Here is a 21104-nt window from a genome sequence, read left to right as displayed (position 1 = left end):
GGCAAGCCTCGCTCCTACAGGGGCGCGCGATCCCTGTAGGAGCGAGGCTTGCCCGCGAAGGCGCCAGACCAGACACCACAGCACCCAAAACCAGTCCCGCATTTGGCCGAACCACTGCCTTACTCCCACCCACGATGCCTTGTTATAGTTCGGGCCTCATTTTCCGCCCGGTCAAGGATCACTGCCATGTCTCAGTACACCGCGTTCACCGTCGAACTCGCTGACAAAATCGCCCATGTGCAGATCAACCGCCCGGACAAGATCAACGCGATGAACGCCGCGTTCTGGAGCGAGATCATCGAGATTTTCCAGTGGATCGACGACACCGACGAAGTGCGGGTGGTGTTCCTGAGCGGCGCCGGCAAGCACTTTTCCTCGGGCATCGACCTGATGATGCTGGCCGGCGTGGCCAACGAACTGGGCAAGGATGTCGGGCGCAATGCGCGCCTGCTGCGGCGCAAGATCCTCACCCTGCAAGCCTCATTCAATGCGGTCGATAATTGCCGCAAACCGGTGCTTGCCGCGATCCAGGGTTACTGCCTGGGCGGCGCTATCGACCTGATCGCCGCCTGCGACATGCGCTACGCCGCCGAAGACGCACAATTCTCGATCAAGGAAATCGACATCGGCATGGCCGCCGACGTCGGCACCTTGCAACGCTTGCCGCGGATCATCGGTGACGGCATGCTGCGTGAACTGGCTTACACTGGTCGCCACTTTGGTGCCGAGGAAGCGCGCGGCATGGGCCTGGTCAATCGGGTCTACAGCGACCGCGACAGCCTGCTCGATGGCGTGATGGGCATTGCCCGGGAGATCGCCGGCAAGTCGCCGATTGCCATCACCGGCACCAAGGAAATGATCAGCTACATGCGCGACCATCGCATCGACGACGGCCTCGAATACGTCGCCACCTGGAACGCCGCCATGCTGCAATCCACCGATTTGCGCGTGGCCATGGCCGCCCATATGAGCAAACAGAAACCCGAATTTCTGGACTGATTAACCATGATTTCACGCTGGACCACCGCAGTACTGGACACCGATCAACCCGGCGGCTGGGCCGTGGCACGCAGCCCCGAAGGCTTTCTGTTCGATGACAACGGCGCGCTGTTCCCCCGGGAATGGCTCAAGCGCCAGGACTTGTCGATTCTGGCCGAGCACGGTATCGGCCATCTCGATGGCGAACCGGTTTACCTGCTGGAGCTGCGTAGCGCCAGCGAAGTGCCGGGCTGCAACTGGAAAGGTCTGCGGGCGTTCATGCTGGAGGGCGATCACACCGTCTACAAGGTGCTCGGCTACGCGGCGCAGATTGGCACCTGGTACCGCGAACACCGCTTTTGCGGCAATTGCGGGCAAGCGACGCATCAGGTGCCGCGCGAACGGGCGATGTATTGCGAACCGTGCGATATCCGTTATTACCCACGAATTTCGCCGAGCATGATCGTGCTGGTGACCCGTGGCGATGAGGTGTTGCTAGCCCGTTCACCGCGCTTCGTCGCCGGGGTCTACAGCACGCTGGCGGGGTTTGCCGAGCCGGGAGAGTCGGCCGAGGATTGCCTGATTCGCGAGGTCCGCGAAGAAGTGCAGATCGAGGTCAAGAACATCCAGTACATGGGCAGCCAGTGCTGGCCGTTCCCGCATTCGATGATGCTGGGTTTCCACGCTGAATACGCGGGGGGCGAGATTGTCTGCCAGGAAGACGAGATCGAAGACGCCCAGTGGTTCAACATCCACGCGATGCCGCCGTTGCCGGCATCGCGTTCGATTGCCCGTTACCTGATCGACGTGTATCTGGCGCGGCGCTTAGGCCACGCTGAACCAGTGCTGCCAGGCTAACCGCACGGTCAAGCCCAGTACCACGGTGATGAACACCGGGCGAATGAACTTCGCTCCGCCGCTGATGGCGGAGCGTGCGCCGAAGAACGCGCCGACCATCACCGACAGACCCATGCTCAGGCCGATGATCCAGTCCACCTGCCCGGAAAACACGAACACCGACAGCGCCGCAATGTTGCTGACGAAGTTCATGCTGCGGGCCACGCCGCTGGCCTTCACCAGGTCGATGGGGTACATCAGCATGCTGCTGACGGTCCAGAACGCCCCGGTGCCTGGTCCAGCCACGCCGTCATAGAAACCGAGGCTGAAGCCTTGGGTCGATTGCCACTTCTTTTTGATCGGTGCGTCGCTGTCCAGCGGCGCTTTCGGCGTGCCGCCAAACAATAGATAAACGCCGCAGGCGAAGACAATCACCGGCAGCATCTTGTTCAGCCATTCGGCAGGCAGGTAATGCGCGACCACGGCACCGGTCAGCGCACCGACCAGGGTGCCGACGATGGCGTGCACCCATTGCCGCGGGTGGAACAGCTTGCGGCGGTAGAAGGTGAAACTGGCGGTGGCCGAGCCGAAAGTCGAACTCAGCTTGTTGGTGCCCAGCACCAGGTGCGGCGGCAGGCCGGCGGTCAACAGCGCAGGCGTGGTCAACAGACCGCCACCGCCGGCGATGGCGTCGATGAAACCGGCAATGAAAGCGACAACGGCCAGAATGGCCAGGGTGGTGAGGTCAACGCTGAGTTCGAAAGGCATGGAATCGGCTTATTCGGCGGGGCGCAGAAAGGGCTGCGGGGAAGGCCGGTATCTTACCCATATCGAACCTTTGCGGCGACCCGTCTGGCCTCTTCGCGGGCAAGCCTCGCTCCTACAGGGGAACGCATTCCAAAATGTAGGAGCGAGGCTTGCCCGCGAAGGCGTCATCCCTGACGACACATTACTTACGCTCAGGCCCATTCCCGATCTGCCACACAAACGGCGGCTCGGTTCCGTTGATTGCCCAATCCCCGATAATCCGCGCCTTGTAGATCACCGGATTGTGCGACGACACCGTCCGCGCATTGCGCCAATGCCGGTCCAGGGATTTCCCTTCACGAATGTCCGAAGCCCCCAGGGCATTGAACAGCTCGGTGGTTGCGCGCTGGATCAATTCGGTGACCACCACCTGCGCCTTGCCCGATTCGATTTCCGCCGCGACATTGGCGGCACGCTCCAAAACGTCATCGCCAGAGAAGCGTGCCTCATAAGCTTTCTGCGCCGGTTGCGCCGCCCTCAAGGTACTGGCCTCGGCGGCATACACCAACGCCGCAATCTCACCGACTACTTGCTGAATCTGCGCATCCTGACTCACATGCTGCGCATTGCCATGGCTGTAGATGCGTTTGCGCTCGCGCACCTGCTGCGCCACATCGCGCAGCGCCGCGCGACCGATGCCGGCCAGGGTCGCCAGCAACACCAATTGATAGAACGCAGTCTGGTATTTAAAGCGGGTGGCGAAATCGATGAGGTTCTCGGCGTCGACTTCGGCATCGATAAACCGCGACGTGCCGCTGCCGGTGGTGCGCTGACCGAAACCGTCCCAGTCATCGCTCTGCACAATGCCGGGCTGGCGAGTGCGCACGGCGGCGATCACGTCGCCACCGGTGTCGCTGCGCCGGGCGTAGACGTCGATCCAGTCGGAAAACAGACTGCCGGTGCTGTAGAACTTCTCGCCGTTGAGCCGCCATTGATCGCCATGGGGCGAGACTTTGGTGATCACATCGCCGATGGCCACGCTGCCGATTTCAGTCCAGGCGCAACCGACGATGTCGCCGGCCACAAAGCGCTTGAACCAGACGTCCCGTGCCGGGCCGGGGGCGGCGTTGAGGCGATCCTCGGCAAAGGCGAAATGCCCGCGCAAGGCTTGCGGGACATTGGAATCGGCTTCGGCCAGTTCGATTAACAGTTCGAACAACTGCGGCACCGAGGCACCGCCACCGCCGTACTCCACCGGCACGCGCACCGCGCCGAATCCGGCCTCCTTGAGCCATTGGATCGGTTCGTAGGGCAAGCGGCGGGTTTGTTCGCGTTCAACGGCGCCGGCGGCGATGCGCTCGAAGATTGGCCGGAATCGTGCTGCGAGGGTTTCGTAGTCGGTGCCGGTGGAGAGGGGGTTGATTACCTGGTGATCGGTCATGGGGCTGTTCCTGAGTCGGCAGTAGAGACAGGGTCGATTGCACGGTCCATGCCGAAGCGGTCGGGCCAGGTTTTATTGCGCTAAGTGGATTTCAGCGAGACGTCAGGTGTTGCTGCACCAACAGCGCAGCAGCAAATTGTCCGGGAGACAGCCTCTATCTATGGCAAACGGCACTTCCTGTGGCGAGGGGGCTTGCCCCCGTTGGACTGCGCAGCAGGCCCCTGCTTTTCAGGGATAAGCGGGGCCGCTTCGCGACCCAACGGGGGCAAGCCCCCTCGCCACAGTTCTCGTTCGCCAAAAGAAATTCGGTGCTGGCACGGTTGCTGCTCTGTCCCAAAGACTTCTCCAACGTCCCGAGGACACGCCAATGAGTCAGCAAGCCGTCAAATTTGCCTACTGGGTACCAAACGTCAGCGGCGGGCTGGTGGTCAGCAAGATCGAGCAACGCACCCACTGGGGCATCGACTACAACCGCAAACTGGCGCAACTGGCCGAGGCGGCGGGATTCGAATACGCCTTGACCCAGATTCGTTTCACCGCCGGTTACGGCGCCGAGTTCCAACACGAATCGGTCGCCTTCAGCCACGCGCTGCTGGCCGCCACCACCACCCTCAAAGTCATCGCGGCGATCCTGCCTGGCCCATGGCAACCGGCGCTGGCAGCCAAGCAACTGGCGACCATCGATCAACTCACCAATGGCCGGGTAGCAGTGAACATCGTCAGCGGCTGGTTCAAAGGTGAATTCCAGGCCATCGGCGAACATTGGCTGGAACACGACGAACGCTATCGCCGTTCCGAAGAATTCATCCGCTCGCTCAAGGGCATCTGGAGCCAGGACAACTTCACTTTCCGTGGCGATTTCTATCGTTTCGACAATTACAGCCTCAAGCCCAAGCCACTGGGCCAGCCGGAAATCTTCCAGGGCGGCAGCTCACGCGCCGCCCGAGACATGGCGGCGCGGGTGTCGGATTGGTACTTCACCAACGGCAATACCCCGGAAGGCATCAAGGCCCAGGTCGATGACATTCGAATCAAGGCGGCGGCGAACAATCACTCGGTCAAGGTTGGGGTGAATGCTTTCATCATCGCCCGCGACACCGAAGAAGAAGCCCGCGCCGTCCTGGCGCAGATCATCGACCAGGCCGATCCGGAAGCGGTGAATGCCTTTGGTGATGCGGCGAAACAGGCGGGCAGGGCGTCGCCGGAAGGCGAGGGCAACTGGGCCAAGTCGACGTTCGAGGACCTGGTGCAGTACAACGACGGGTTCAAAACCAACCTGATCGGCACGCCACTGCAGATTGCCGAGCGCATCGTGGCGTTGAAAGCGGTGGGCGTGGACCTGGTGCTGGCGGGGTTCCTGCATTTCCAGGAAGAGGTGGAGTATTTCGGCAATCGGGTGTTGCCGTTGGTGCGGGAGCTTGAGGCCAAGGCTGGCGTGAAAGAACAAGCGGCAGTCGCCTAAACACCCTAACCCTTGCCTAATGATCGCTCCCACGCTCCGCGTGGGAATGCATCCCGTGACGTTCTGCGTCACATCGAACGCGGAGCGTCCGTGGCGGCATTCCCACGCAGGCGCGTGGGAACGATCGGTCTCGGTTTACAGACCGAGATCGGACAGGCCCGGATGATCGTCGGGACGTCGCCCCAGCGGCCAATGGAATTTACGCTCGCTTTCCTTGATCGGCATGTCGTTGATGCAGGCAAAACGGTTAGCCATCAAACCATTCTCATCGAACTCCCAGTTTTCGTTGCCGTAGGAGCGGAACCAGTTGCCCGAGTCATCGTGCCATTCATAGGCGTAGCGCACGGCGATGCGGTTGTCGGTGAAGGCCCAGAGTTCCTTGATCAGCCGGTAGTCCAGTTCCTTGGCCCATTTGCGGGTCAGGAAGCCTTTGGCTTCTTCGCGGTTGTAGGCGAATTCGGCGCGGTTACGCCATTTGGTGTCCAGGGTGTAGGCCAGGGACACACGCTGCGGGTCGCGAGAGTTCCAGCCGTCTTCGGCCAGACGAACTTTTTCAATGGCCGATTCACGGGTGAACGGCGGTAATGGCGGACGAACTTCGGCATTAGATGACATTTGAGTGTCTCCTTATAAAACTAAAGTTAACAACGGCTTGATTAAGCAGTTACAGGTCCAATAACTTTCGCGCCATGCATTGCGCATTATCGGCGGCACTGTGATCACCCATCACAAGCGCTACGGTAATGGCTCCATCGATCAGGATCAGCAGCTGTTTGGCCAGTGCCTGCGGATCGGTGGCGCCATGTTCGGTGCAAAGCTCGCGCACGTAGTCGAGCAGTTTCTGTTTGTGGTCCTTGGCGACTAGGCGGACCGGGTCTTGCGGGTCGCCGGTTTCGCCGCTGGTGTTAATAAAGGCGCAGCCGCGAAAGCCTTCGGAGTTGAACCAGCGGGTGAGCACGGTAAACAGGTTGAGCAGCCGGTCGGCCGGGGTCGGGGCCGGGGCCTTGTCGACTTCAGTCCTGAACCAGAGCATCCAGCGCTCGTCGCGGCGTTGCAGGGCGGCGACGGTCAGCTCCTCCTTGTTGGCGAAGTAGCGGTAGATACTCTTTCTGGAGACCCCGGCGGTTTTCACCAGAAGATCCATGCCGGTGGCAGCGATGCCACTTTTGTAGATCAACTTTTCGGTGACATCCAGGATGATGTTGCGTGTGTCGTTGCTAGTAATTTCGTTCATGGGGCAAACAGTAGAACGATCGTTCTCCTTGGTCAATCGGATATTTTTGGTGCCTGTGAAATTGTCTTCGCGGGCAAGCCTCGCTCCTACAGTTAAACGCACTCCCCTGTAGGAGCGAGGCTTGCCCGCGAAGAGGCCTTCACAGACACTCACAAGACCCAAGGCGATCCATGGTGTAAGCTCTCGGGTTCTTCGGATTCGACCTTTTTGCGAGCCCTATGCCGTCGCTTTTCAAACGCTCTCTGCTGCCCAAACTGCGCAGTTTTCCGCTGACCGCCGATGCCGTCACCATCCTTTCTGGCGCCGCCGAATACCGGCGTTGCCTGCTGGAGAAGATCGCCCAGGCGACGCAGCGCATCTATATCGTCGCGTTGTACCTGCAACAGGACGAAGCCGGCCAGGAAATCCTCGATGCCTTGCACGCCGCCAAACTGGCGCGTCCGGAGCTGGACGTGGTGGTGGTCGTTGACTGGTTGCGCGCCCAGCGTGGCTTGATCGGCGCCGGCAAGCAGCCGGGCAACTCCGCGTGGTATCAGGAAATGACCCGCACCCACGCCAGCGTTGTGCCGGTGTATGGCGTGCCGGTGCAGACCCGCGAACTGTTCGGCGTGCTGCACTTGAAGGGTTTCGTGATCGACGATTGCGTGATCTACAGCGGCGCGAGCCTGAACAACGTTTACCTGCACAAATTCGACAAGTACCGCTACGACCGCTATCACCTGCTGCAGAACAGCGCGCTGGCCGATTCCATGCAGCACCTGATCCAGCACGGCCTGATCGCCTCCAAAGCGGTGCATCGCCTCGACCTGCCGAACCTGCCGACCACCCGCAGCCTGCGCAACGACATCGGCGACCTGCGCAGCCGCCTCAAGCACGCGACGTACGACACCACACTGGGCAGCACCGCCAAAGGTGGTCTGTCGGTCAGTCCGTTGCTCGGCGTAGGCAAGAACAACCCGCTAAGCCGGGTAATCTGCGAGTTGATCGCCAGCGCCCAGCATCAGCTGACCATCTGCACGCCGTACTTCAACCTGCCGCTGCAAGTCACCCGGGAAATCAACCGGGCCCTGGCTCGTGGGGTGAAGATCGACATCATCGTCGGCGACAAGACCGCTAACGACTTCTACATCCCGCCGAGCGAGCCGTTCAAAGTCATCGCGGCGCTGCCATACCTTTACGAGATCAGCCTGCGTCGCTTCGCCAAGCGCCATCAGCGCAACATCGACAGCGGCCAGTTGAACCTGCACCTGTGGCGCGACGGCGACAACACCTATCACCTCAAGGGCATGTGGATCGATCAGCGCTACACCTTACTGACCGGCAACAACCTCAACCCACGGGCGTTCCGGCTCGATCTGGAAAACGCCTTGCTGATCGACGACCCGAAAAGCGAATTGCAGGCACCGCGCAATAAAGAACTGGCAGAGATTTTCGAGAACACCCGGCGCGTCGAGCGTTACCTGGACCTCGAAACCCTGCCGGAATACCCGGTGGCGGTGGCCAAGTTTCTCAAGCGGGTGAGTCGAGTGCGGATTGAGCGGTTGCTCTATCGGATGTTGTGAGGGGTAACACAGGCTGGTTGCTGTATTGCTTTTGAGAATGCCTTCGCGGGCAAGCCTCGCTCCTACATTGGTTTTGTGTCAAATCACAATAATGTGACCGACCCATAACCCCGTAGGAGCAAGGCTTGCCCGCGAAGGGGCCCAGCCAGACGCTAAAAAACTCAGTTCAGCCCCAGCTTCCCACGCAACGTCGACAAATCTTCAGCCAAGGTATTCACCGGCCCAACCAGCGCCTTACGGTCAGCTTCCTTCACTTTGTCGTAAGTCTCGAAACCGCCATCCTTGGTTTTGTACTTGGCCAGGATCTTGTCCACGGTCGCAAAGTTCTTGTCGACTTTGGCGATGAACGCCGCGTCTTGCTTCTCGATCTGCGGGTGGAACAGGTCGACGATTTTCTTCGCGCCGTCGATGTTGCCCTGGAAGTCATAGAGGTCGGTGTGGCTGTAGCGGTCTTCTTCACCGGAAATCTTGGTCGCTGCAACTTCTTCCAGCAGGGCAGCGGCACCGCCGACGACTTTCTCAGGCGGGAAGGTCAGGCCGGCGACGCGGGCTTGCAGGTCCTTGACGTCTTTGTTCAGGCCGTCGGCCAGTGCGTCCAGACCCTGGGTGCTTTTTTCCGAGAACAGCGTGTATTCGATGCGGTGGAAACCGGTGAAGTCTTCGGCTTTCACGCCTTTTTCGTGGTCGTCGACCCGGGAGTCGATGGACGCATCCAGGTCACTGAACAGCTCGGCAATCGGTTCGATCGACTCGTAGAACACGCGGGTCGGTGCGTAGAGCTTTTGCGCGGTGGCCAGGTCGCCTTTCTTCACGGCGTCGGTGAATTTCTGGGTGTGCTCGCCCAGTTGGTCCAGTTGTTCGGTGACGTAGATCTTGTAGTCCGAGACCGGTCCCACCAGATCCAGCGGCGCCGTCGCCGCAAAAGCCGAAAACGGGGTGTTGAGCAAGCCAAGGGTCAGCATTAACGCGAGTGGCGACTTTTTCATGGGACGGTTCCGTGTTGGGGGCTATGCAGTTTTTGTGGGTTGTGTCGCGGCAAGCAGCGAGCGACCGATAAAGTCCTTGTCGCCCGAGACACCCGGCAAGGTGAAGAAGTACCCGCCGCCCACTGGCTTGAGGTATTCCTCCAACGGTTCACCGTTGAGTCGGGTCTGGACGGTGATGAAGCCTTTTTCCAGGTCCGCTTGGTAGCAGATGAACAGCAGGCCCATTTCGAGCTGGCCGTTCTTGTTCACGCCGTTGGAGTAGTTGAACGGTCGGCGCAGGATCAGGTTGGCCTGGGTCGCGGCGGTGCGCGGGTTGGCCAGGCGGATGTGCGCGTCGAGCTTGGTCAACTTGCCTTGCGGGTCCTTGGCGTAGTCCGGGACCTGGCCTTCATGCTCGCCGCCCATCGGTGCGCCGGTGCTTTTGACCCGGCCGAGGATGCTTTCCTGTTCCTGCAGGGGCGTGCGGTCCCAGCGTTCGACGAAGTTGCGGATGATCCGCACCGCTTGATAGCTGCCATTCGCAGCCCAGGCCGGTTCGTCGCTGCCAGGCTGGACCCAGACGATGCTGTCCATGGCCTTGGCATCGTTGGAATCGGGGTTGGCCGAGCCATCACGAAAGCCCAAAAAGTTACGCGCGCTTTGCGCCGGCACACCGGGTTTGGCCGGGGCTTGCGGCGGCACGCTGCCTTCCTGTTTCCAGCGCACCAGCAGCAGGTCCGGCAGGTTTTTCACGATGTCGCGCAGGGCGTGGATGTTGGTGTCGGTGGTGTTGGCGCAGAACTGCAAGCTCAAGTCGCCATGGCAGCAATCCGCTTCCAGGGCATCGTTGGGAAAACCGACCATGCGGATCAGGCGCTTGGGTTTGGCGTTGGCCAGGCCGAAGCGCTCGTCGAACAGCGACTCGCCGACGGACACGGTGATGGTCAGGTTGTCCGGCGTGACCACTGGGCCGAGGATCCCCGAATCCACCGGCGGCAACTTCGGATCGACTTGGGTCACCGGGCCGCCCTTCATCAGGAACGCGATGCGCTCGTTGAGGGTGCGGAACAGCCGCTCCAGGTCTTCCCGGTCGCTGGCCAGTACATCGAACGACACCAACATGCCCGACGCCGGGCGCGGCGTGACGATGCCGCTCTGGTGCTGGCCGTAAAAGGCGTGGCGGTCTTCGGTCTTTTCGCTGCTCGGGGCTTCGGTCACCTGGCTGGACGCGGCCATCGCCGGGCAGCTCAGGGCACTGCCGGCCAACGCGACACCGGCGGCGCCCATGCCCATCAAGACGCGGCGACGCTGGGCGGAAAACTGTTCTAAGTCTTTCATCTAAAAGTCGTCTTCTGCTTACAGGCCGGAAAGGCCAAGGGCTGGATCGATTTCGTCGAGCAAGGCGGCCAGGGCCTTGGCCTTGTCGGCGATCTGTTTGCGCTGCTCGGCACTGACCGTGTCGTAGCTGGCGTAGCCATCCTTGACCTGGAAGCCGTTGAGTTCGGCGTCGAATGCGGCGATGGCGCTGTCGATCTTCGGCAGCAGCTCGGCGGCCGACTTGCTCAGCAACGGCCGCAACAGGTCGACCACTTTGCGGGTCACGTCGAGGTTGGCGACGAAGCCGTTCAGGTCGGTGTGGCTGTAGCGCTCCTCTTCACCGCTGCTGGCGCGTACGTCGGCGATGCTGTTGAGGGTGCGCACCACGATGCTCACCAACTGCTCCGGTGGCAGGGATTGGGCGAGCAATTGCTGTTTGAGCGTGGTGATGTCGATGATCAATTGCATGGCCACCGGCGTCAGGGCGTCGAGTTTGCGTTGCTGGAACAGCGCGTATTCGAGGCGATGGAAACCGGTGAAGGCCGGATCCTGTTCGCGTTTTTCGAAGTAATCGGCCCGGGCGTTGACGGCGTTGTCCAGCTCGGCCAGCCGCTGTGCCGCCGGGGCGATCCGCTGATAGGCGACGCGGGCCGGCACGTAAAGCGCCTGGGCTTGCGCCAGGTCGCCGGCCTCGATGGCGTCTTTGAGCGCGGTCGTGGCTCTGATCAGCGCGCTGCTCTGGCTGCTCAGGTACACGCGAAATTCCGACAGCGGCCCGATGAACGCAACCATCGACGGCCGGGCCTTGGCGGCAGCATCGGACGCGGCGGTCGGCGTCACGTGCAAGGTGCCGCGCGGGTTGCTGAGCAAACCGCAAGTGATCGCATAGTCGCCGGGGGCCAGGTTGGCGTTGATCACCTGGCTCAGGCCCGGCGCGATGTTTTCCCGCTCTTCGACCACCAGCACGCCGTCGAGGATTTCCCATTCCACCGCCCGGTCGGAGCGGTTGACGATGCGGAAACTCGAATGCCCGGCCGGGACCGTCAGCGCATTCGGCTCACAACTTTTAGGGTGAATGTTCACCACCACTTCATCGTGGTTGGTCTGGCGCTTGGCCGCGGCCATTTTCGAGGCGTAGTAGAACAGGCCGCCGGCCGCGATCATCACGATCACCGAACCGGCCACCGCCCAGCGCAGCGCGCGGGGAGGGGAAGCCACGGGAGGAGTTGGCGTTGACATGAAAGCCCTTACTGGCTGGAAACGGAAGAAGGTTGCTTGGTGGGCGCGGGGGCGGGGAGGAAGAACATCACCAGCGCCACCACCAGATAAATCAGATATGCGCCGAGGGTGCTGACGGTGGGTGCGTCCTGGTAACCGAACATGCCGGCCAGCACCGAGCCCAGCGGGCCGTCCATCGGCAGCGTGGCGCTGAAGTCGAAGAGCACGGTTTGCAGGTGATTCCACACGCCGGCTTCGTGCAGGGCTTGCACCGAGTTGGAGAGGATGCCGGCGGCCACCACGAGGATGAACAGGCCAGTCCAGCGGAAGAACGCGCCGAGGTTCAGGCGCATGCTGCCGGTATAGATGAGGAAGCCGACGATGATCGCCAGGACCAGACCGAGCAGGGCGCCAATCGGTGCCCCGGGGCCTTCGCTTTGCTGGAACACCGCGAGCAGGAAAAATACGGTTTCCAGGCCTTCCCGGGCCACGGCGAAAAACACCATCGCGATCAGCGCCGTGACCTGATGCTTGGAACCGGCCAGGGCGTGATCGAGGGACACGTGCAGGGAATGCTTGATCGAACGCGCCACCTTGCGCATCCAGAACACCATCGAACTGAGGATGCCGACGGCGACCAGACCGACGATGCCTTCGAACAGTTCCTGTTGCTTCTGCGGGAACTCGGCGCTCATCAACTCCAGGCCACCGCCGACCAGCAGGGCCAGCGCAGCGGCGAGAAACACGCCAATCCACACGGCGGGCATCCACTGGCCACGACCGGTCTGCTTGAGGTAACTGGCAATGATGCCGACGATCAACGCGGCTTCAATGCCTTCGCGCAGCATGATCAAAAAGGGAACAAGCATTCAGCACCGTAGTGTTAGTTAGGTTGCTAATTTGTAACATAATGACACTCATTCTCATATGCCATCTATTGACTTTAGCTGAACCTAAGCTGAACACCTGATCAAGTGCCCCTTTAAAACAGTGGATTCACCCGGTCGTTGTACACCTCGATCAACTGATCATAGCGGCGTCCGATCCGCTCATAGTCGTCACTCAATTGTTGCGGCGGGGCTTTGGCGGCCCAGTCGTCGCGCAGTGTGTTGACCGCGTCCAGGTAATGCTTGCCGGGCAAGCGCACGTAGTTCCAGATGGTTTCCGGGTAATCGGCATTGCTGGTGGCCGGGTGGGCTTGCAGGTATTGGCTGCCGTCGTCCCAGGCTTGTTGCAGCGCAAGGGTCGCGCCGCTCAGGTCATTGGCACTAAAGCGCTGCTCACGAACACGCTCGTCGAGCTTGAGCATCAGGGTTCGCGCTTCGAGCATGTAGGTGAGGATGTGCGCGTACTTGAGTTGATCCCGCGTCTTGAGCTGTTCGAGCTGGACCTGGCGCAGAGCCTGGTCCTGTGTATCCAGCGCACGGCGCAGTTGGTCAGAGGCGTCGAGGTAGTCGTTGACCAGCGGGATAAACAGGGCGTCGCGCTCGGCCTTGTCAGCGGGACTGACGGAATAGAGGGGTTTGGGGCTGAAAAAATCGAAGCTCCCGGCCGCTTCGTTGGCGGCCGTCAGCATCGCTTCAAAACGATTTTGCAACGGTAGCAACTCAGGTGCCGACTTCTGCAGATTGTCTTTTTGCGCGGTGTTCAGCCGACAGCCATACGCCGCGTGAACACTCGGGTAGTCAAGCCCCTCGCGCACGCTGACCATCGGCTCGAAGTCTTCGGGGAAACGCGCTTTCAGGGTCGGATCGACGGGTCTACCGCGCTTCAAGTAGTGGCTATAGGCATGACGCCAGCGGCTGTCGACCGCGTTCAGGCAGGCAATCAACGGACGCAGGGCAGTGGCTTTTTCCTGCTCTGCGAGGCCGGGCTGTTGGAGCCAACGCTGAATCGGCGCCAGCAGGGTGTTCTGATGTTCCCGCAACATGCCAAGAAAAGTCACTGTGAGCACGGCGGTGATGACGATTGCCTTGATGCGTCTGCTCATGGCCGAACCTCCCGTGCAGGTGATTGCCCATACCATTGCGCCTGGGTGGGGGCGATCCGGCATTCCTGACGGCTGTCCAGAGATCCGTTGCAGCCACGCTTGGCAAACGGTTGCAAACCTTGATCCGGGCCCATCAACTGACTGCTGACAATGATGTAAACCAGGAACGTCGTACCGATGACCCCGATCATCAGCGCTATCGATGCTGCCGCGCTCAAGGCAGGCAGCCGCACCTCGGGCCGCTTGATGGTTAACGCCTGCGGCCAGGCCACGCGACTCAATCCGCCCAGCGTCAGCAGCACCACGGTGTAGCTGGCAAAGGCTGCTGCGCCACAGCAGGCCCAGGTCAGCGCCCCCATCAACCAACAAGGCAGCAACTCACGCAGCACCAGTGGAGCAGGGCGCCTGAAACTGAGCCGGGGCGATAAAACGCTGCTCAAGCGCACATCCAATGACCAGAACCGGTCCGCCATCGGGCACCAGGCCCACAGCAACGCCGCGCCAGGCGTCGCCAGCACACAGAGCCAGAACAGCATTGCGGCGAAGCTGGCGCCGAGCCCGGATTGATCACTGAGGTATTCACCGGCGGCCCACGTGAGCGATGCCCCAAGCAACCCGGCGAACATCGGCCAGGCGCGGCGGGGCTGCATCAGCGCCTTCCAGAAATACGGATCGCCGTTGGGCATGGCTTGGCATCGCGCCGGGTCCAGGCGCCGCAGCTTCTCGCTGAGCGTGCGGCAGGCGTTCCAGTCCGCTTCAAAGAAACGCCGAGCGAAGGCGCTTCGCTCGGTGTCGGTCATCGGCGTCAACAACAAGCGCGATGCGCGGCTCAGGGGATCACGATCATTCAGGACCGCCAGGCGTTCCAGTGTTTCAAGAAACGCTTGCTCGTCTTGACGCTGCACCAGTGCCGACCAATAAGCGGGCGGGCAACGCCCTCCATTTTCGGCCGCATTCCACTGCTGATGGGAGCACAGCGTTTCGAACACATGCTGCGACCAGAAACTCGACTCCAACAGTAAACGGGCCAACGTTGCATTGAACCAGTCGTGGCGTTCGAACGACTGCAGCCAGTCGACTTTCTTAAGCACCCGATAGCGCTTGATGAAGGCGTCGACCTGGCCTGCGTCCAGCCGCTCGCGCAAATCCTCTTCCACTTGCTCGCAGTGTGCGCGAAGCACCCACTCAAGCTCGTGCGGCGATAAATCCGGGCGTTGCCAGGCGGTGAACCAGCGGAACTGCTCCATCCCCCAGGCGATCAACAATCGCCTGTCGTCGCGCGGTGACAGGCATAACGTTAGTAACTGATCTTCGAACTCCCGGCTGCAATGAGACACCCGGGCCTGGGCCAGACGCTGATCGAGTTGATCAGCCGTAACGTCTTCGAGTAACTGCGCCGCCCGATGTGCGCCGTGGGTGCGCTCAACCTCCAGATGCTCCAGCTCAAAACTGAGCACCGGTTCAAGCGGCGGCGCGGCAGGCTCTGTTTCCGTGGTGACGGGGTGCTGAGTGAGCGGCGCCATCGCCGGTTCACGAGGCCTCGATTCCATCGCCGGTTCGCGGCGGCTCCATTCCAGCGCCTGTTCGTAGGCTTCGCGCAGACGCTGAAAACCGCTGGGGTCTTCATCCGGGCGGTGGGCTTTGAGCAGGGTTGCGTATTGGCGCTTGATGCTGCGTGAATCGGCATCGGCTTCCAGCCCCAGAATGGCCCAGCAATTCACCGCCACACGCCTTGTTCCAGCTCATCGAGCTGTTGCGTCAGTTGCAGGCGCAGTTCGCGAATCGCGCGTTCATCCTGGGTATCGAGCACTTGCTGGAAGCGATTGGCGATTTGATCGATGCGTTGGCGCAAATCGCCGAGGCTTTCCTGATACAGCCGCTCGAGACGGGCATTGAGCAGGCTGTTGACCTGCTGCTCGCGCGGATGAACCTTGAGGTTGGCCAGTGCGGCCAGGCGTTGCTGGATCTCATCGGGAGCGAGGACGCCGGGATTGTTTTCGATCACCAGGACCCGGCGCTCACCCGTGCGGTTGATCAGCGCCTCGGCTTCGAGCAGGCCGTTGTTATCGTAGGTGAAGCGTACATCGATGCTGATCTCGCCCGCCGGCGCCACGGGCACCTCAATGTCCATTTCCCCCAGGTAAATGTTTTCTTTTACCCAGCGACTTTCGCCCTGATAGATCTTCAACTGCACCACGCGCTGATGGTGGCGCAGGGTTGAGACCGTTTTGACCCGGCTCACCGGCACCACACAGTTACGCTCGATAATCGGCAGGTAGTGACCGGCTTGCGCATTTTCGCCGACGCTGACCGCGACTTCGATCCCGAGGGTGTACGGGCAAACGTCGGTCAACACCACCTCTTCCAGTGCCGCATCCCGGGCCTTGAGGGCCGCTTGCACCGCCGCGCCCAGCGCAATCGATTCGTCCGGGTTGAGCGCAATCGAAGGAAACCGGCCGAACAGCCCGGCGACCATGCGCCGAATCATCGGCATGCGGGTCGTACCGCCCACCAGCAGCACTTCATCCAGCTCCGACGGCCGAATGCGCGCGTCGCGCAGCGCGGTTTCGATCGGCGTACGCAGGCGCATCAGCAGCGGCGCGCAGAGGTCGGCCAGTTGCGCCTGGGTGAACGTCTGCTCCCATTGGCCGTCGCCATGGCGCAGGACGAAGGTCGCGCTGTCGGCCTGGCCAAGGGCATGGCGCACACGCTCGGCTTCGCGGCGCAAACGATGGGCGATCGTCGGCTCGGTCAGCGAGGGCAGGTCGATGCGATTGGCGTGGGCGGCGGTAAAGGCCTGCACCAGCACGGTGTCGAAGTCTTCACCACCGAGAAAGTTATCGCCGGCGCTGGCGCGCACTTCCATGACGCCATCGAACAGTTCGAGGATCGACACATCGAATGTACCGCCACCGAGGTCGAACACCAGGAACGAACTGGCGCTGTCACGTTGATGCAGTCCGTAGGCGAGGGCGGCCGCCGTCGGTTCGTTGATCAGCCGCTCGACCTTGAGCCCGGCCAGTTCGCCGGCGATTTTCGTGGCTTTGCGCTGCCCGTCATTGAAATAGGCGGGGACGCTGATGACGGCTTCAGTGACCGTTTCGCCATAGTGGCGCTCGACGTCTTCCTTCAGGCTGCGCAGCACCAGTGCCGACAACTCTTCCGGGCGGAACGAGCGGGTGCCAAGGCGCAGTTCATGGGCACTGCCCATGTGGCGCTTGAACAATGCCGCCGTCAGGTGAGGATGCGTCTGCAAACGCTCTTTGGCGGCCTGACCGACCAGCACCCGACCCTCGTCATCGAGGCCCACCACGCTTGGGGTCAACAGGCTTTCCAGGGCGTTGGGGACCAGTTCGGGCGCGCCATTGCGCCACACCGCAACCAGGCTGTTGGTCGTGCCCAAATCAATGCCGACGATCATAACGTTCACAACTCCATGTCCATTACCGGAATTCCCGGCAACAGCCTATCGGCCATCCGCTGCGGTAATTGAGTCGGCTTTTGCACAAGACTGGCTTTTTACGGCGTGCTGCCTAAGATGGCCGACAGATTATTCAGTGCGCTCGAGTGACGTTCAATGTCGGAAAAGGACACCATCTCTATCCAACTGGTGCGCGAAGCGCTGCTGCAAAGCTGCGCCCCCGGCACCGCGACTGACGAGGTGTTGCATAAAGTCGGCATCGATCCGGCGTTGCTGTTGAGCCCCGGCGCCCGGGTTCCGGCCACCGCATACGCTCGTTTGTGGCGCCTGCTGGCCCGGCGCGGCGACGATGAGTTTTTTGGCATGGACCCGCGCCAGCTCAAATCCGGCAGCCTGGCGTTTCTGTGTCGCTGCGCCATGGTCCAGCCGAACCTCGCCGCAGGCCTCACTTCGGGCCTGGGCTTCTTGTCATTGATGCTCGAACACCTGCCCGCGCAACTGGTGCGCCAGCAAAGCCTGGCGGAAATCGTCTTGCTCGAAGACGACCAGGCCCCACGCCGGGCCTTCACCTATTTCACCTACTGGATGATCGTGCACGGCGTCGCCTGTTGGCTGGCGGGGCGGCGGATTCCGATCATGGCCATCGAACTGCGCTGCCCGGCGCCGGATTTTTGCGATGACTATCAGGTGATGTTTTCCGAGAACCTGCGCTTCGACCGGCCGCGCACACGGATGATTTTCGCCGCCGATTGCCTGGACCTGCCGATCAAGCGCAGCCCCGAAGAGCTCAAACGCTTCCTGGCTCACGCGCCGGCCAACATCCTGGTCAAATACCGCGACCCGGAGAGCCTGGCCAGTCGGATCAAGCATGACCTGCGGCAACTGCCCGCCGAGCAATGGCCGGAAACCGAAGCCCTGGCGCATCAGTTGTGCATGTCCGCCTCGACGCTACGCCGGCGCTTGGCCGAAGAAGGGCAGACCTGGCAGGGCCTCAAAGACAGCGTGCGCAAGGAGTTGGCCATTGTCTGGCTGGCCGAACCCTCAATCAGCTTTGTCGAGATAGCGGCGCGCTTGGGGTTTGCTGATGCGAGTTCGTTCTACAAGGCGTTTCGCAAGTGGTCGGGGACCAATCCGGGGCATTATCGAAGCCTTATCCTTAACGAAGCCAGCTAGACACCGATCGTTCCCACGCTCCGCGTGGGAATGCCTCAATGGACGCTCTGCGTCCACTGTTGGGACGCGGAGCGTCCCGGGCTGCATTCCCACGCAGAGCGTGGGAACGATCAGGGGGTGTGTACGCCCCGGTCCTGTAGGAGCGAGGCTTGCCCGCGAAGGCGGCCTTCCAGGCGCCACGCCTCTCAATCCTTGGCCAAACCAGTCACGCAACTTGATAGCTTTGACCATTGCCCCACACCCCGCGCAGCGCGAGTATTCCTCTGTTAATTACGGTTCCCCCCACCTAATAAAAATACAGAGGGATTCTGGCAATGCGCGATTACTTGTCTGCCACATCGAAGTTCGATTACCAGCACACCGTAAATGCCGCGCTCGACGGCGATTTGACGGCGCTTAATGCCTGTATTGAATGCTGCGACCGCCATGCATTGCCGGGGCGCATCGCGCTGTTCTGGGAAGGCCGCGACGGCTCCAGCGCGACCTACACCTTCAGCGATTTGCAGGACAAAGCCGCGCGTTTCGCCAATTTTCTCCTGGCCCAGGGCGTGCAGAAGGGTGACAAGGTCGCCGGCCTGCTGCCACGCAATATCGAATTGCTGATCGCCGTGTTCGCCACCTGGCGCATCGGCGCGGTCTATCAGCCGTTGTTTACCGCGTTCGGCCCGAAAGCCATCGAACACCGTTTGAGCAGTTCCTGCGCCAAAGTGGTGGTCACCGACGCGGTCAATCGGCCAAAACTTGCGGAAGTCGCCGATTGCCCGACCATCGTCACCGTCGGCGGGCCCAAAGGGCAGGGCATTGTCCGGGGCGACTACAGTTTCTGGGCCGAACTGGCCAACTATTCCTCCGAGTGCGAACCGGTACTGCTGAGCGGCGAAGACCCGTTCCTGCTGATGTTCACCTCGGGCACCACCGGCCCGTCGAAAGCCTTGTCCGTACCGCTCAAAGCCATCGTCGCGTTCCAGAGCTACACCCGCGACGCCGTGGACCTGCGCCCGGAAGACGCATTCTGGAACGTCGCCGATCCGGGTTGGGCCTACGGCATTTATTTCGGCGTGACCGGCCCGATGTCGATGGGGCATCCGATCACCTTCTACGATGGCCCGTTCACCCTCGAAAGCACCTGCCGGGTGATCAACAAATACGGGATCACCAACCTCACCGGCTCGCCGACCGCTTACCGTTTGCTGATTGCCGGCGGCAACGAGTTCGCCAAGTCGATCAAGGGCCGGCTGCGCATTGTCAGCAGCGCGGGCGAGCCGCTGAACCCGGAAGTGATCCGCTGGTTCGCCGACAACCTCGGCGTGGTGATCCACGACCATTACGGCCAGACCGAACTCGGCATGGTCCTGTGTAACCACCATGGCCTGGACCACCCGATCCACATGGGCGCCGCCGGTTTTGCCTCGCCGGGCCACCGCATCGTGGTGCTGGACGATGAGTACAAGGAACTCGGCGTCGGCCAACCTGGCATCCTGGCCATCGACCGCACCCAGTCGCCGATGTGCTGGTTCAACGGCTATGAAGGCGCGCCGACCAAGGCCTTCGTCGGCAACTATTACCTGAGCGGCGACACCGTCGAGTGGAACCCGGACGGCAGCATCAGCTTCGTCGGCCGCAGCGACGATGTCATCACCACCTCCGGCTACCGCGTCGGCCCGTTCGACGTGGAAAGTGCATTGATCGAACACCCGGCCGTGATCGAAGCCGCCGTGGTCGGCAAACCTGACCCGGAACGCACCGAGCTGGTGAAAGCCTTCGTCGTGATCTGCGAGCAGTACCGCGCCACACCCGAGCTGGCCGAAGAGTTGCGCCAACACGTGCGCAAGCGCCTGGCCGCGCACTCATACCCCCGTGAAATCGAATTTGTCAGCGAGTTGCCGAAAACCCCAAGCGGCAAATTGCAGCGCTTTATCTTGCGCAACCAGGAAATCGCCAAGGCTCAAGAGGCCGCGGCTCACAAAGCTTCTGCTTGAATCGAAGGAAAATTAGATGCAGATCGAAAACAAGGTTTTTCTCGTCACCGGCGGCGCGTCCGGCCTGGGTGCCGCCACCGCTGAAATGCTGGTGACTGCCGGCGCCAAAGTGATGCTGGTGGACATGAATGCCGAGGCCGTTGCGGCTCAGGCTCAGCGTCTGGGCGCGCAAAGCGTGGTGGCCGATATCAGCAACGAAGCCGCCGCCGAAGCCGCTGTTGCGGCGACGGTGAAGGCCTTCGGTGGCCTGCACGGCCTGGTGAACTGCGCCGGCATCGTGCGGGGCGAGAAGATCCTCGGCAAAACCGGCCCGCACGGGTTGGCCAGTTTCAGCCAGGTGATCAACGTCAACCTGATCGGCAGCTTCAACATGCTGCGCCTGGCCGCAGCGGCCATCGCTGAAACTGAGGCGGATGCTGACGGCGAACGCGGCGTGATCATTAACACTGCATCGGCGGCCGCCTACGACGGCCAGATCGGTCAAGCCGCCTACGCCGCGTCCAAAGGCGCCATCGTCAGCCTGACCTTGCCCGCCGCCCGTGAACTGGCGCGCTTCGGCATCCGCGTGATGACCATCGCTCCCGGCATCTTCGAAACACCGATGATGGCCGGCATGACCGACGAAGTCCGCGCATCCCTGGCCGCTGGGGTGCCGTTTCCGCCGCGCCTCGGTAAACCGGGCGAGTACGCCGCGCTGGTCAGGCATATCATTGAAAACAGCATGCTCAACGGCGAGGTGATCCGTCTCGACGGTGCCTTGCGTATGGCCGCCAAGTAAGG

General features: G+C 61.6%; 18 protein-coding genes. 7 read left to right on the top strand and 11 right to left on the bottom strand.

The window, feature by feature from the left end; translation table 11 throughout:
- Positions 1–186: 186 nt before the first annotated feature.
- The gene (locus tag FQ192_RS31925; protein WP_149662032.1) at positions 187–999 is read left to right on the top strand and encodes a crotonase/enoyl-CoA hydratase family protein; all 813 of its coding nucleotides are present in this window, start codon (positions 187–189) and stop codon (positions 997–999) included.
- 6 nt (positions 1000–1005) lie between these two features.
- On the top strand, positions 1006–1836 hold the full coding sequence (nudC, locus tag FQ192_RS31920) for an NAD(+) diphosphatase (protein WP_123597883.1): 831 nt from the start codon (positions 1006–1008) through the stop codon (positions 1834–1836).
- Here nudC and FQ192_RS31915 read toward each other — a convergent pair.
- Together FQ192_RS31915 and FQ192_RS31910 are read right to left on the bottom strand one after the other, a co-directional pair.
- Entirely contained in the window at positions 1804–2583 is a 780-nt protein-coding gene (locus tag FQ192_RS31915; protein WP_123408103.1) for a TSUP family transporter, read from the bottom strand. The genes nudC and FQ192_RS31915 overlap by 33 nt on opposite strands.
- 181 nt (positions 2584–2764) lie before the next feature.
- Positions 2765–4003, bottom strand: a complete 1239-nt coding sequence (locus FQ192_RS31910; RefSeq protein WP_149662031.1) for an acyl-CoA dehydrogenase family protein — start codon at positions 4001–4003, stop codon at positions 2765–2767.
- A 367-nt stretch (positions 4004–4370) separates the two neighbouring features.
- Here FQ192_RS31910 and sfnG point away from each other — a divergent pair, with 367 nt between their 5' ends.
- Positions 4371–5465 carry a dimethylsulfone monooxygenase SfnG gene (gene sfnG, locus FQ192_RS31900; protein WP_149662029.1) on the top strand — a complete coding sequence of 365 codons (1095 nt, stop codon included), beginning with the start codon at positions 4371–4373 and terminating at the stop codon, positions 5463–5465.
- A 135-nt stretch (positions 5466–5600) separates the two neighbouring features.
- Here sfnG and FQ192_RS31895 read toward each other — a convergent pair whose 3' ends face one another.
- A complete protein-coding gene (locus FQ192_RS31895) occupies positions 5601–6080 on the bottom strand; it encodes a nuclear transport factor 2 family protein (protein ID WP_133836485.1) in 480 nt (159 codons plus the stop codon).
- A gap of 49 nt (positions 6081–6129) precedes the next feature.
- The gene (locus tag FQ192_RS31890) at positions 6130–6699 is read right to left on the bottom strand and encodes a TetR/AcrR family transcriptional regulator (RefSeq protein WP_149662028.1); all 570 of its coding nucleotides are present in this window, start codon (positions 6697–6699) and stop codon (positions 6130–6132) included.
- Between the two features lie 218 nt (positions 6700–6917).
- On the opposite strand from FQ192_RS31890, the gene pssA reads away from it, so the two are divergent.
- The gene (gene pssA / locus FQ192_RS31885; RefSeq protein WP_149662027.1) at positions 6918–8261 is read left to right on the top strand and encodes a CDP-diacylglycerol--serine O-phosphatidyltransferase; all 1344 of its coding nucleotides are present in this window, start codon (positions 6918–6920) and stop codon (positions 8259–8261) included.
- A 161-nt stretch (positions 8262–8422) separates the two neighbouring features.
- On the opposite strand, the gene efeO (FQ192_RS31880) is transcribed toward pssA, so the two are convergent.
- From efeO (FQ192_RS31880) to FQ192_RS31850, 7 genes are all read right to left on the bottom strand, one after another.
- A complete protein-coding gene (efeO, locus tag FQ192_RS31880) occupies positions 8423–9247 on the bottom strand; it encodes an iron uptake system protein EfeO (protein WP_149662026.1) in 825 nt (274 codons plus the stop codon).
- Positions 9248–9268: 21 nt separating this feature from the next.
- On the bottom strand, positions 9269–10564 hold the full coding sequence (gene efeB, locus FQ192_RS31875) for an iron uptake transporter deferrochelatase/peroxidase subunit (protein WP_149662025.1): 1296 nt from the start codon (positions 10562–10564) through the stop codon (positions 9269–9271).
- An 18-nt stretch (positions 10565–10582) separates the two neighbouring features.
- Positions 10583–11782 carry an iron uptake system protein EfeO gene (efeO, locus tag FQ192_RS31870; RefSeq protein ID WP_149662024.1) on the bottom strand — a complete coding sequence of 400 codons (1200 nt, stop codon included), beginning with the start codon at positions 11780–11782 and terminating at the stop codon, positions 10583–10585.
- Between the two features lie 8 nt (positions 11783–11790).
- Positions 11791–12630, bottom strand: a complete 840-nt coding sequence (efeU, locus tag FQ192_RS31865; RefSeq protein ID WP_149662023.1) for an iron uptake transporter permease EfeU — start codon at positions 12628–12630, stop codon at positions 11791–11793.
- A gap of 113 nt (positions 12631–12743) precedes the next feature.
- A complete protein-coding gene (locus FQ192_RS31860) occupies positions 12744–13751 on the bottom strand; it encodes a DUF3829 domain-containing protein (protein ID WP_178129302.1) in 1008 nt (335 codons plus the stop codon).
- Positions 13748–15472, bottom strand: coding sequence for a J domain-containing protein (locus tag FQ192_RS31855; protein ID WP_149662021.1), 1725 nt, complete (start codon positions 15470–15472; stop codon positions 13748–13750). The genes FQ192_RS31860 and FQ192_RS31855 overlap by 4 nt, the downstream gene beginning before the upstream one ends.
- Positions 15469–17172, bottom strand: coding sequence for a molecular chaperone HscC (locus tag FQ192_RS31850; RefSeq protein WP_149662037.1), 1704 nt, complete (start codon positions 17170–17172; stop codon positions 15469–15471). The genes FQ192_RS31855 and FQ192_RS31850 overlap by 4 nt, the downstream gene beginning before the upstream one ends.
- A 156-nt stretch (positions 17173–17328) precedes the next feature.
- On the opposite strand from FQ192_RS31850, the gene FQ192_RS31845 reads away from it, so the two are divergent.
- From FQ192_RS31845 to FQ192_RS31835, 3 genes are all read left to right on the top strand, one after another.
- On the top strand, positions 17329–18345 hold the full coding sequence (locus tag FQ192_RS31845) for an AraC family transcriptional regulator (RefSeq protein WP_149662020.1): 1017 nt from the start codon (positions 17329–17331) through the stop codon (positions 18343–18345).
- Between the two features lie 314 nt (positions 18346–18659).
- The gene (locus tag FQ192_RS31840) at positions 18660–20324 is read left to right on the top strand and encodes an AMP-binding protein (RefSeq protein ID WP_149662019.1); all 1665 of its coding nucleotides are present in this window, start codon (positions 18660–18662) and stop codon (positions 20322–20324) included.
- A gap of 16 nt (positions 20325–20340) precedes the next feature.
- Positions 20341–21102, top strand: a complete 762-nt coding sequence (locus tag FQ192_RS31835) for an SDR family NAD(P)-dependent oxidoreductase (protein ID WP_149662018.1) — start codon at positions 20341–20343, stop codon at positions 21100–21102.
- Positions 21103–21104: the final 2 nt, after the last annotated feature.

Source organism: Pseudomonas sp. ANT_J12, assembly GCF_008370045.1.
In the GTDB taxonomy this organism is placed as follows: domain Bacteria; phylum Pseudomonadota; class Gammaproteobacteria; order Pseudomonadales; family Pseudomonadaceae; genus Aquipseudomonas.
Note: the sequence above shows the minus strand (reverse complement) of the source record. Positions and strands in the feature narration are given on the sequence as shown.